General features: G+C 73.7%; 11 protein-coding genes. All 11 read right to left on the bottom strand.

The window, feature by feature from the left end:
• Nucleotides 1-5: 5 nt before the first annotated feature.
• Nucleotides 6-779: a Cof-type HAD-IIB family hydrolase gene (locus tag HHX35_RS16555; protein WP_220505477.1), complete on the bottom strand. Its 774-nt coding sequence runs from the start codon at nt 777-779 to the stop codon at nt 6-8.
• On the bottom strand, nt 776-1,609 hold the full coding sequence (locus tag HHX35_RS16550) for an inositol monophosphatase family protein (RefSeq protein WP_182899671.1): 834 nt from the start codon (nt 1,607-1,609) through the stop codon (nt 776-778). Before HHX35_RS16550 ends, HHX35_RS16555 begins: the two co-directional genes overlap by 4 nt.
• The gene (locus tag HHX35_RS16545; protein ID WP_182899670.1) at nt 1,600-2,364 is read right to left on the bottom strand and encodes an HAD family hydrolase; all 765 of its coding nucleotides are present in this window, start codon (nt 2,362-2,364) and stop codon (nt 1,600-1,602) included. The genes HHX35_RS16550 and HHX35_RS16545 overlap by 10 nt, the downstream gene beginning before the upstream one ends.
• Nucleotides 2,361-3,473 carry an ABC transporter ATP-binding protein gene (locus tag HHX35_RS16540; protein ID WP_182899669.1) on the bottom strand — a complete coding sequence of 371 codons (1,113 nt, stop codon included), beginning with the start codon at nt 3,471-3,473 and terminating at the stop codon, nt 2,361-2,363. Before HHX35_RS16540 ends, HHX35_RS16545 begins: the two co-directional genes overlap by 4 nt.
• Complete coding sequence (locus HHX35_RS16535) at nt 3,474-5,300, bottom strand: iron ABC transporter permease (protein ID WP_182899668.1); 1,827 nt, start codon at nt 5,298-5,300, stop codon at nt 3,474-3,476.
• A gap of 142 nt (nt 5,301-5,442) precedes the next feature.
• Nucleotides 5,443-6,102: a DUF47 family protein gene (locus HHX35_RS16530; protein ID WP_220505476.1), complete on the bottom strand. Its 660-nt coding sequence runs from the start codon at nt 6,100-6,102 to the stop codon at nt 5,443-5,445.
• Entirely contained in the window at nt 6,099-7,079 is a 981-nt protein-coding gene (locus HHX35_RS16525; protein WP_182899666.1) for an inorganic phosphate transporter, read from the bottom strand. Before HHX35_RS16525 ends, HHX35_RS16530 begins: the two co-directional genes overlap by 4 nt.
• Complete coding sequence (gene iolD, locus HHX35_RS16520) at nt 7,079-8,929, bottom strand: 3D-(3,5/4)-trihydroxycyclohexane-1,2-dione acylhydrolase (decyclizing) (protein ID WP_182899665.1); 1,851 nt, start codon at nt 8,927-8,929, stop codon at nt 7,079-7,081. Before iolD ends, HHX35_RS16525 begins: the two co-directional genes overlap by 1 nt.
• Entirely contained in the window at nt 8,926-9,738 is an 813-nt protein-coding gene (iolB, locus tag HHX35_RS16515) for a 5-deoxy-glucuronate isomerase (protein WP_182899664.1), read from the bottom strand. The genes iolD and iolB overlap by 4 nt, the downstream gene beginning before the upstream one ends.
• On the bottom strand, nt 9,735-10,610 hold the full coding sequence (locus HHX35_RS16510) for a deoxyribose-phosphate aldolase (RefSeq protein WP_139578306.1): 876 nt from the start codon (nt 10,608-10,610) through the stop codon (nt 9,735-9,737). The genes iolB and HHX35_RS16510 overlap by 4 nt, the downstream gene beginning before the upstream one ends.
• Nucleotides 10,603-11,610: a 5-dehydro-2-deoxygluconokinase gene (gene iolC, locus HHX35_RS16505; RefSeq protein WP_182899757.1), complete on the bottom strand. Its 1,008-nt coding sequence runs from the start codon at nt 11,608-11,610 to the stop codon at nt 10,603-10,605. The genes HHX35_RS16510 and iolC overlap by 8 nt, the downstream gene beginning before the upstream one ends.
• Nucleotides 11,611-11,614 lie beyond the last annotated feature (4 nt).

Raw genomic sequence — 11,614 nt, 5'->3', positions numbered from 1 at the left:
CCCGCCTATCGGGACAGGGCGAGGTTCACCACGTCGGCGACGGCGCCGTCGGCGCAGGCGCCGACCACGACGTCCGCCGCGGCCCGGACGTCCGGGTGACCGTCGCCGACCGCGACCCCGAGCCCGGCCAGCGCGATCATGTCGATGTCGTTGGGGTTGTCCCCGACCGCGGCGATCTGCTCGAGCGGCACGCCGTGGGACGCCGCCAGAGCGCGGAGCGCGGTGCCCTTGGTCGCGCCTTCGGGCAGCACCTCCAGGTAGGTGGCCTCGGACCGGACCGTCACGGTGCCGGGGATCGCCAGGTCGGGGAGCGGGTCGCCGATCAGCATGCACTTGGTGATCCCACCGGGCGGCAGGGCCGACCAGTCGCCCGGATCCCGCAGGTCGATGCCGTCGCGCCGGGCGTAGTCCCGCAGCTGCGGCACGTCGTGCACCGCCAGCGCCTCGCCGCCGCAGAACGCCACCGGATAGACGCCCTCGGGGAGGTCGCCGAACATCTCCAGCAGCGTCCGCCACGCGCCCGGCGGCAGGTGACGGGAGCGGAGCACCGCTCCCGTGCCGAGGTCCACCGTACGGGCGCCGTTGTAGAGGATCGCCGCTCCGTCGAGCCCCAGCTCGTCGTAGAACGGCCGGGCCGACAGCTCCATCCGCCCGGTGGCGATGACGACCTCCCCGCCCGCGGCGCGGAAGCGGCACAGCGCGTCCCTGCTGGCGGGCACCATGGCGAGGTCGCGCCCCACGAGCGTGCCGTCCAGGTCGGTCACGATCCAGCGGATCACGAGGCCGCTCCGGCCGCCCCCGCCGCGACCGCCGCCGAGATGCCCGGGAAGACCTCGGCCATCACCGACCCGGCGAGGTCGAACCCGCCGACGCACGCGACGTAGCCGCCGGGGGTGAAGACGCTGCCGGACAGCGGGACGAACACCCCGCCCGCCTGCGCGACCAGGAGCGACCCGGCCGCGACGTCCCAGGCGTTGACGTTCGTGCCGTGCGCGACGTCGGACCAGCCCGCGGCGACGTGCGCGAGCTTCAGCGCCGCGCTGCCGGGACGGCGGGTGGTGGCGAAGGCGTGCTGGATGCGGGCGAACCGGTGCAGCGCGTCGTCGCCACCCGCGCTGAGGTCGCGCGGGGTGGGGTAACTCGACAGCAGCACGGCCTCCCGGTCGGTGCGGGCGCCGGAGCTGCGCAGCGGCACGCCGTTGCAGAAGGCCCCGCCGAGCGAGGCGGTGTACTCGTCGTCGCGCACGGGGTCGTAGACGACGCCCGCCACCACCTCGTCGTCCACGGCGGCGGCGATCGAGGTGCAGAAGAACGGCAGTCCGGCCGCGAAGTTCGCGGTGCCGTCGATGGGGTCGACGTACCAGCGGACCTCACCCTCGCCGCGTACGCCGCCCTCCTCGCCGACCACCACGCTGCCGGGGCACAGGCGGTCGATGACCTCCCGGATGCGTGCCTCGGCCGCCTTGTCGTGCTCGGTCACCGGGTCGTGGAAGTCGCGCTTGGTGGTGATCTCGGGCCGGGAGCGGAAGGCGTGGCGGAGCATGTCGCCGACCGATCTGGCCGCCCTGACCGCGATGGCGGCCAGCTCACGTGAGGTGTTCAGGTCCATGTCTCCTCCAGAAGGGTCAGCAGGCCGCGCGGGTCCTCCACGGTCGCCTGGGGGCTCTGGCGCACCCGGTAGGGGATCTTGCCGGTGCTGCCGGAGACCATCAGGACGGTCGCCCCGACTCCGGCGCGGGCGCCGCACACCACGTCGCGGTCGTAGTTGTCGCCGACGTACCAGACCTGGGCGGGGTCGGCGCCCAGCGCCCGGCAGGCGATCCAGATCATCTCGGGGTTGGGCTTGCGCACGCCGACCTCGTCGCTGTAGACCTGCACGGCCACCTGGCGGTCGAGCCCGGCCGTCGTCATGAAGTCGCGGTGGACGACGCCGCACAGCGCGTTGCTGACGACCGCCGGAGTGACGCCGTTCGCCCAGCAGGCCTCCAGCAGCTCCTCTATCCCCGGCCGGAGCTTGCGCCCGCTGCGCAGCTCGCCCATCCGCCGGCACAGCGGGGTCGCCTCGGCGGTCACCAGGGTGCGGGCCTGCTCGGGCCAGTCGCCCCCGACGTAGTCGGCCCAGAACTCCCGGTGTGTCATCTCCTCGGGCGCGAAGCGCCGGGAGGTCGAGTCCTTCCAGTACTTGTCGGCGCGCGCGCCCGCCCGGATGTCGGTCTCGACCTCCTCGACGGTGAGGCCGTCGAACCCCGCACGGCGCAGGAGCCCGTGCACCTCGGCGGCGAGCTCGGCCGCCCATGACGGGCGGCGGGCGGTCTCCACGATCACGCCGCCGAAGTCCAGCAGCAACGCCACGGGCCTGATCATGCCACCGCCCCCTTCGCCGCGGACACGGCTCCGTCCCAGGCGGACAGCCGCGCGCCGTCCGCGCCGAACAGGTGCATCCGCTCGGTCCAGCAGGTCACCACGTCGCCGGGGGCCGCCTCGACCGGGGTGTAGGACACCGCGTAGAGCTCGGTGTCGAGCACGCGCAGCCGTACGGTCCAGGACGACCCGGCGGGCAGCACGGCCTCGACGACGGCCTCCTCGCACCAGGAGGCGCCGGGCGGCGGCCCGAGGCGCAGCGCCTCGGGCCGGATGCCGACGGCCGCGGGCACGCATCCGGGTACGCGGGCCTCGGCGAAGCGCAGCAGCGACCCGGCCAGGCCGGCGGGGGAGGGCCCGACGTCGACGATCGCCATCGGCGGGCTGCCGACGAACTCGGCGACGAAGCGGTTGGCGGGCCGGTCGTACATGTCCATCGGCGCGGCCACCTGCTGCAGCTCGCCCTCGTTCATCACCGCGACGTCGGTGGCCATGGTGAGGGCCTCCATCTGGTCGTGGGTGACGAAGACGATCGTCGCGCCCGACTCCTCGTGGATGCGCTTGAGCTCGGCGCGCATCTCCAGGCGCAGCCGGGCGTCGAGGTTCGACAGCGGCTCGTCGAGCAGCAGCACCGACGGGTTGACGGCGAGCATGCGGGCGAGCGCTACGCGCTGCTGCTGGCCGCCGGACAACTGGGAGGGATACCGGTCCATGGCGGCGTCGACGTGCACCATCTTCAGCGCGGCCTCGGCCCTGGCCCTGCGCTCGGGGGCGGGCACCTTGCGCATGCGCAGGCCGAACTCCACGTTGTCGCGCACGGACAGGTGGGGCCACAGCGCGTAGTTCTGGAAGACCAGGCCCATGCCGCGCTTCTCCGGCGGGACGTACAGGCCGCGCTCGACGGAGTCGAGCACCCTGTCTCCCACGGCGATGGTGCCGGCCGTGGGCTGTTCAAGACCGGCGATCATGCGCAGGGTCGTGGTCTTGCCGCAGCCGGAGGGCCCGAGGAGGCACATGAACGCGCCGTCGGGGACGGTGAGGTCGAGGTTCTTCACGGCGTGCTCGCCGCCGCCGTAGCTCTTGGCGACTCCGGTCAACGTGATGGCTGGCATCTATCCTCCTAGCCCGGACGCCAGGCTGCTCTTGGTCAGCCGCTGGGTCAGGTACGTCATGGTGAAGGAGACCAACGCGATGACGAGGACGACCGCGTTGGCGAGCTGGGTGTATCCGTAGTCCACGAGGCCGATCGACAGCGTCGTGAGCAGTTCGGTGCCGGTCGTGGTGAGCATGACCACGATGCTGAGCTCCTTGAGCCCGGAGATGAACGGCAGCACGATCCCGGTTACGAGCGCGCCCTTCTGGATCGGGAAGATGATCCGCCCCATCCGCTGGAACCAGGGCGCGCCGGCGATCTGCGCCGCCTCCTCCGGCTCGCGGCCCAGCTGCGTCATCGCCGCGATGCCCGAGCGCGAGCTGTACGGCAGGTGGGTCACCGCCATGACCAGGATCAGCAGGAACGTCGTGCCGTACAGCGCGGGGATCGGGCCGCGGGCCACGGCGAACAACGACAGCGACGCGGCGGCGAACGCGATGCCGGGGACGAGATAGGGCAGGAAGGAGACCTGGCGGAGGAAGAAGGCGACGCGCGGTGCCGTCCCGCGCACCACGACATACCCCACCAGCAGCCCGGCGACCGCGCAGATCACCGAGGCCAGGCCGACGATGCGCAGGGAGTTCCACGCCGCCGCCCACAGCTCGGAACCGCGGAAGACGCCGTGCGGGAACCCGACCGCCCCGGGCAGCCGCTCGGCGAGCCAGTAGTCGAGGGTGAAGGTCGACAGGTCCAGCGGCGTACGGGTGACCGTGGACAGCAGCAGCGTGAACACCGGGACCAGCACGCTCACCCCGAAGACCACCAGGCCGAGCGCGAACGCCGGCCAGCGCATCCGGCGCAGGTCGCTCAGCCGGTCCATGCCGCCCTTGCCGCCGACGGTGACGAACCGGCGGTGCTCGCGGGTCATCCGGGTGTCGGCGAGCACGATCACCACCCCGACGACCACGATGACCGTGGCGAGCACGGACGCCACGCCCGTGCTGCGGTCGCGGATCGACTGGAACAGCCCCGTCGACAGCACCCGGAAGTCGGCGGGCAGCCCCAGCACGTACGGCGTGCCGAACGTGCCGAGCACCCGGCCGACCACCAGCAGCACGGCCGACGACAGCGCGGGGAGCATCAGCGGGATCACGATGCGGCGCACGACCGTGCGCTGCGGCGCGCCGAGGATGCGCGCCGAGTCCACGAGTTGCGCGTCGATGCGCCGCAGCGCGTTGCCGACCAGGAGCAGCACGAACGGGTAGTAGTGCAGCCCGAGGGTCACGATGATCGGCAACGCGCCGTACGCCAGCCAGTCGGGCGTGTGCACGCCCCGCGCCTGGAGGAACCCGACCTGACCGCCGGCGCGCTCGTTCTTGAACAGCGTGAGCCACGCCAGCGAGAAGGTCCACGACGGCAGCATGTAGGGGACCACCAGCGCGCCCGCCAGCCACTTGCGCCCCGGCACGTTGGTGCGGGTCACCAGCCACGCCATGCCGCCGCCGAGCACCAGGGCGAACAGCACGGTGCCCAGCGCGACCACCAGTGTGTTGAGCAGCGGCTGCCAGAACAGCAGCCCGCTGATCTGGGAGCGGAAGACCCGCCAGAGGTAGTAGCCGGTCCACTCGCCGGCCGCCTGCCCGGCGTGCACGTCGTCGCCGTACTGCAGGCGGAAGGCGTCGGACAGCACGGCGATCAGCGGCGCCACGACGAGATAGCCGAGCACGACGACGAGGATCAGCCCGAGCGCGGCAGTCGGGTCGTGGCGCAGGACGCGGAGCCGATAGAGCAGCCTGCGCGATCTGGGTGGTCGGGGCGGCGTCTCCGCCTTGGTGACAACAGCCATGGGGGGTACTTCCTCCGAGGTCGGGGACCGCCGCGGTGCGGGGCCCCGCTTTCAGGGTTGGCGGGAAGCCGGGAAGGGGCGGGGAACGGGCCGTCGGGTTTCGGACGCGGCGGAGCGGGGTTTCCGCCTGGTGGGACGCGGCTCAGTGGCTGCGTTTGAGCATGGCGTCGGCGAGCGCGTCGGCGGCCTCGCCGAGCCGCCGGCCCACCGCGTCGAGGCGGCCCAGCAACTCGCGCTCGCGCAGCGTCTCCATCCGCAGCGGGCCGCGGAACAGCTCGGCGAGCCGGGCCTGGCACAGCTGCCGCAGGCGGTTGCAGCACTTGCGGGTGGCGAGCACGGCGACGGTCACCGAGCCGGGGTCGTCGAGCATCTTCAGCACGGCCGCGTCCAGCTCGGCCAGGCCGTCGATCACCGCCTGCAGCGGCTCGACCGCGAAGCCGAGGTCCTCCGGCCCGAACAGGTCGGTCTCGCGTACGTAGTCGCGCAGGTGGTCGAGGACGTCGTCGATCGACCGGGAGAGCCGGAACAGGTCCTCCCTGTCGATGGGGGTGGCGAGCACCCGGCGCAGGGTCTCCACGAGCTCGCCCCGCGCCGCGTCCCCCTCGTGCTCCACCTCGGTCATCCGGGCCCGCGCGGCCGGCCGGTCCGTCGCGCCGGTGGCGGTGGCGCGGGCGAGCCCGGCCCCGTCCCGCGCGACCGCGATCTGCCCGCGGACCAGGTCGACCACCCGCCGTGCCGACCGCCCCCGCAGGTCGTCCCAGGCCCGCGAGAACCGGCGGGCGCGCCCGCGCGCGCCGGTCACAGCAGCCTGAGCGTCAGCCCCGCGAGGCAGCCCAGCGCCAGCGACGACGGCAGCGTGACCAGCCACGCCGTTCCCATGTTCACCACTGCCTGCCATCGCACCCTCCGTGCTCCTTCGCTTGCCGCCACGCCGACCACACCGGCCGTGATGGACTGGGTCATGCTCACCGGGCTGCCGAGGGCCGAGCTGCCGAGCACGGCGCCGGTGGCCGCCGTCTCCGCCGAGACGACGTGCAGCGGCCGGGTGATGACCAGGCCGCGCCCGAGCCGGGCGCCGACCCGGGGGAGACCCGCCAGCGCCCCGGCGAGGAAGAGCGCCGCGAGGACGGCCATCCACACCGGCGGGACGTCGACGGGTCCCACCCGGCCGAGCCCGCCGCGGCCCACGCCGATCGCGACGCTCGCGACCGCGATCATCTTCTGGCCGTCGTTCACCGCGTACGCCAGGCACTGGGCCGCGTACGCCAGCAGGTGGGCGGTGCCCACGAGCCGGGGCATCCGCTGGTAGGACGGCACCCGGCGGGACGCCGTCCCCAGCAGGTAGCCGAGGACCAGCCCGGCCAGGGGCGCCCCGGCCCCGACCGCGAGGACGGTGGCCACCCCCCGCCACGCCACCGGCAGCCCCGCGCCGAGCCCGGCGCCGGTGATGCCGCCGATCACGGCGAGCGTGAGGCTCGTGGGCAGGCCGCGGCCGGTAAGGATCGCGACCACCGTCACGGCGACCACCACTCCGGTGAGGAACGCCGTCGCCCCCTGCCCGGTGTCCAGCCCCGCCAGCCGTTCCGTGAACGTCCGGGCGACCGTGACGCCCAGCACGTACGGCCCGGCGAACAGGGCCGCGGTGAGCAGGGCGGCGGCCGTCCAGCCCGGTGAGCGGGGGAAGCGCAGCCCGAGCCCGATCAGGGTCGCCCCGTCGTTGGCCCCGCTGATCAACGTGAAGAGCACCGCCGCCGCGGCGAACGCGAGCGTCCACCCCATCAGAGGTAGGGCCGCTGGTCACGCTTGGCCTCGTCGTAGCGCTCGCGCGCGGCGCGCGCCTCGGCGAGCCCGGACACCTCGGCCACCGGCACGTCCCACCACGCCTCGGCGGCGGGCGCGGGGCCGGGGACCGTCTCGACGTAGACCACGGTCGTGCGGGGCGACGCGACGGCCTTGGCGAGCGCGGCACGCAGGGTTTGCGGATCGGCCGCCGTCAGCACGTCGGCGCCGAGGCTGGCGGCGTTGGCGGCGAGGTCCACCGGCAGCCGCTCCCCGTCGAGCCGGCCGTCCGGGCCGCGCTTGCGGTAGGCGGTGCCGAGCCGGAGCGCGCCGACCGACTCGCTCAGCGCGCCGATCGAGGCGAAGCCCTGGTTGTCCACCAGGACGATGACGAGCTTGACGCCCTCCTGCACGGCGGTGGCGATCTCCTGGGCCATCATCAGGTAGGAGCCGTCGCCGACGAGCACGAACACCTCACGCTCCGGGGCGGCGAGCTTCACCCCCAGCCCTCCGGCGATCTCGTAGCCCATGCAGGAGTAGCCGTACTCGACGTGGTACTGCCCGGGGTCGGAGGCACGCCAGAGCCGGTGCAGGTCGCCCGGCATCGACCCGGCCGCGTTGACCACCACCCCGCCCGCGGCGACCTCGTTGAGGACACCGAGCACCACCGGCTGGGTCAGCTCGGTCCCGCCGTAGAACCGGTCGGTCTCGGCCTGCCACCCGGCCGCCAGCTCGGCCGCCCGGCTCGTCCAGCCGGGGTCGGCCCGCCAGTCCACGTCGCCGAGTGCCTTCAGGGCCTCCCGCGCGTCGGCGACGAGCGTCTCGGCCGCGTGCTTGGCCGCGTCGAACGCCGCCACGTTGACGTTGAGGAACCCGGCCTGCCGGAACAGCGTCCGCGAGGCGGTGGTGAAGTCGCTGTAGCGGGTGCCGATCCCGATGACCAGGTCGGCCTCGCGGGCCAGGGTGTCGGCCGCGCGGGTCCCGGTGTGCCCGATCGCGCCCACGGCGCACGGATGGTCGTACGGCAGCGCGCCCTTGCCGGCCTGGGTCTCGGCCACCGGCACGCCGTGGCGTCCGGCGAAGCGGGCCAGCTCGGCGCAGGCGCCGCTGTACTTGACCCCGCCCCCGGCGACGATCAGCGGGCGGCGCGAGCCGCGCAGCAGCTCGGCGGCCCTGGCCAGGGCGGCGGGTTCGGGGACCGGCCGGGCCACGTGCCAGACCCTGCGGGCGAACAGCTCCTCGGGCCAGTCGTGCGCCTCGGCCTGCACGTCCTGCGGCAGCGCCAGCGTCACCGCGCCGGTCTCGGCCGGGTCGGTGAGCACCCGCATGGCCCCCAGCAGCGCCGCCGGAAGCTGCTCGGGCCGGTTGACCCGGTCCCAGAAGCGGCTGACGGGCTTGAGGCAGTCGTTGACGCTGACGTCGTACGACCGGGGGTCCTCCAGCTCCTGCAGCACCGGCGAGGCGACCCGGGTGGCGAACAGGTCGCCGGGCAGCAGCAGCACCGGCAGCCGGTTGATCGTGGCCAGCGCGGCCCCGGTGACCATGTTGGTCGCGCCCGGCCCGATCGAGCTGGTGCAGGCGAGCGTGGACAGCCGGTCGGACTGCCGGGCGTAGCCGACGGCCGTGTGCACCATCGCCTGCTCGTTGCGGGCCAGATAATAGGGCAGCGGGTCGTGGGTGCCCGCGCCCTGCTCGGCCAGGGCCTGGCCGATTCCCGCGACGTTGCCGTGCCCGAAGATGCCGATGCACCCGGCGATCAGCCGGTGCTCCACGCCGTCGCGCTCGATCCACTGCTGCGCGAGGAAGCGCACCAGCGCCTGCGCCACGGTGAGCCTCGTCGTGTTCGTCATGAGACACCTCCCAGCCGGGGATCGACGGGCTGGTCGGCCCACGAGCCGCGGATCCACGCGTGCCTCGGGTCGTCGGAGAAGGCCATGGACCGCTTGTCCGCCGGGCCGGCCAGGACGTTCAGGTAGTAGAGGTCGTAGCCGGGCGCGGCCATCGACGGGCCGTGGTAGCCGTGCGGGACGAGCACCACGTCGCCCGCCGACACCTCGGCCAGCGTCTCGTGCGTGCCGTACACCCGCTGGTAGCCGGGGCCGCCCTCGAAGTAGTAGATCTCCTCGAGCACCGCCTCGTGCTCCGACGGCGTGTCGTGCTTGTGTGGCGGATAGGACGACCAGTTGCCGCCCGGCGTGATCACCTCGACGGCCACGAGCTTGTCGCAGTCGAAGGACTCGGGGGAGCAGAAGTTGTTCACCTGCCGGGTCGCCTGCCCCGCGCCCCTGATCTCCACCGGCACGGCGTCCGCCGGGCCATACCTGATGGGGAAGCGGCGGGTGGCCCGGGCGGCAGGGAGCGCGACCCTGCCCCTGCCGGTGATCGTGACCCGGGCGTCGATCGGCAGGTACGCGAAGTCGGTCGGCCCGGAGAACACCGAGGGGCGTCCGGTGAGCGACAGCCGCAGGCCGTCGGCGACGACGTCGCACGCTCCCGCCAGCGGCAGGACGAGCATCTCCTCCTCGCCGGTGGACAGCTCCACCGGCCGGTCCGCCAGGTCCACGACCCGCAGCCCGGCGTACGTCCAGCCCGCGGCCTCGGGGGTGATCTCGACGTCCCAGGGGCCGGAGGCGGCCGTGCCGTGGGGAATGTAGGTCATGTGGTCTCCAGCAGGGTGACCGCGGCGTCCACGGCCGCCGCGACGTCGTCGTCCGGTGGGTAGAGCAGCGCCCGCCCGGCGACCAGGCCGCGCACGCCCGGCAGGCGCAGGGCCTTGCTCCAGGAGTCCCAGATCTCGTCGGAACCGGGCTCGCCGCCGAGCAGCAGGACGGGCAGCGTCGTGGCCTCGAGGACGCGGTCCATGTCCTCGGTCACCGGGAGCTTGAGCCAGGTGTGGGCGGAGGTCGCCCCCAGCCCCTGGCCGACGCTGATGGCGCGGATCATCGCCTCGGGCGACAGGTCGTGCCGCACCACGCCCCCGACACGATGGGACCAGAACGGCTCGATCATCGCCATCAGGCCGTGCCGCGCGAGCTGGGTCACGGCCTGCCCGCAGCTCGCCAGCGTGGCGACGGTCGCGTGGTCCTCCAGCCCGATGCGGCAGAGCATCTTGCCGCCGTCGAAGCCCATCGCCGCGAGCGAGTCGGCGTCGTAGGCGGTGAAGCGGTCGTCGAACTCGAACGCCGCGCCCTGGACGCCGCCCCGGTTCATCGAACCGATCACGATCTTGTCGTCGAGGGCGCCGAGCAGCAGCAGGTCCTCCACGACGTCGGGAGTGGCGAGCAGCCCGTCCACGCCGGGCCGGGCCAGGGCGGTCGTCAGCCGGTCGAGCAGGCTGATCCGGCTCTCCATCGCCATCGGACGTCCGGCCACGCCGAGCGCGCCCCGGGCCGGATGGTCGGCCGCGATGATCAGCAGCCGGTCGCGCCCGCTCCGCAGCGGACGGCGCCTGCGGGCCGCGGCCGCCTCGGCCACCCGCTCCGGGTGCCAGGCCCGGTCGTCCAGCAGGCGGCGGTAGTCCTCCTCACGCATACCCGGCGTCCCCCCTTCCTGCTTCTCCCCGAGGGGCGTCCCCCTGGATGACGTTCCCCGGGTCCGGGGGGAGTCCCCGTGCGGAACCCCGCGTCACGACGATCTCGATCTCGCCGAGGGTCGGCATCGCCGGAGCGCAGGCCAGCCGGCCGGCGACGATCGCGCCCGCGGCGTTGGCGAACCGCAGCGTCCGCTCCAGAGGCCAGCCCGCGAGCAGCGCGTGGCACAGCGCTCCGCCGAAGGCGTCCCCTGCGCCCAGCCCGTTGACCACCTCGACGTCGACGGGCGGCACCTCGGCCGTCTCGCCGGCCGTCATACCCAGCACCCCCGCCGATCCCCGCTTGATGATCGCGAGTTCGACCCCGGCGTCGAGCAGGGCCCGGCCGGCCGCCTCGGGATCGCGCAGGCCGGTGGCCACCTCGGCCTCGTCGAGGTTGCCGACCGCGACCGTCACGTGTTCGAGCGCCTCGCGCACGTGCCGCCGGGCCGTACGCGGGTCGGACCAGAACATCGGCCGGTAGTCGAGGTCGAGCACGGTGTGCGGGGCGCGTCCCCGGGCCTTCAGCGCCGTCAGGTGCGCGCCACGCGACGGCTCGTCCGACAGCCCGGTCACGGTCGTCCACAGCAGCGCCGCGCCGGTGACGGCGGACAGGTCGAGCTCGGTGGGAAGGATCTCCAGGTCGGGGGCCTTCGGCCAGCGGTAGAAGAACAGCGGGAAGTCCTCCGGCGGCCGGATCTCGCAGAACGTCACGGGGGTCGGCAGGCCGGGCACCGCGGTCACGTACCGGTCGTCCACGCCGTACTCGCGCAGCGCGTCGTGCACGAACCGCCCGAACGGGTCCGCGCCGGTGCGGGTGATCACGGCGCTGCGGCGGCCCAGACGGGAGGCGGCCACGGCCACGTTGGTCGGGCTGCCGCCCAGGTATTTGCCGAAGGTCGACACCTGCCGCAGGGAGACCCCGACCTGCAGGGGGTAGAGGTCCACCCCGACCCTCCCCATGGTC

Origin of the sequence: Microbispora sp. H10830 (assembly GCF_014161375.1) — a bacterium.
Classification (GTDB): domain Bacteria; phylum Actinomycetota; class Actinomycetes; order Streptosporangiales; family Streptosporangiaceae; genus Microbispora; species Microbispora catharanthi.
Note: the sequence above shows the minus strand (reverse complement) of the source record. Positions and strands in the feature narration are given on the sequence as shown.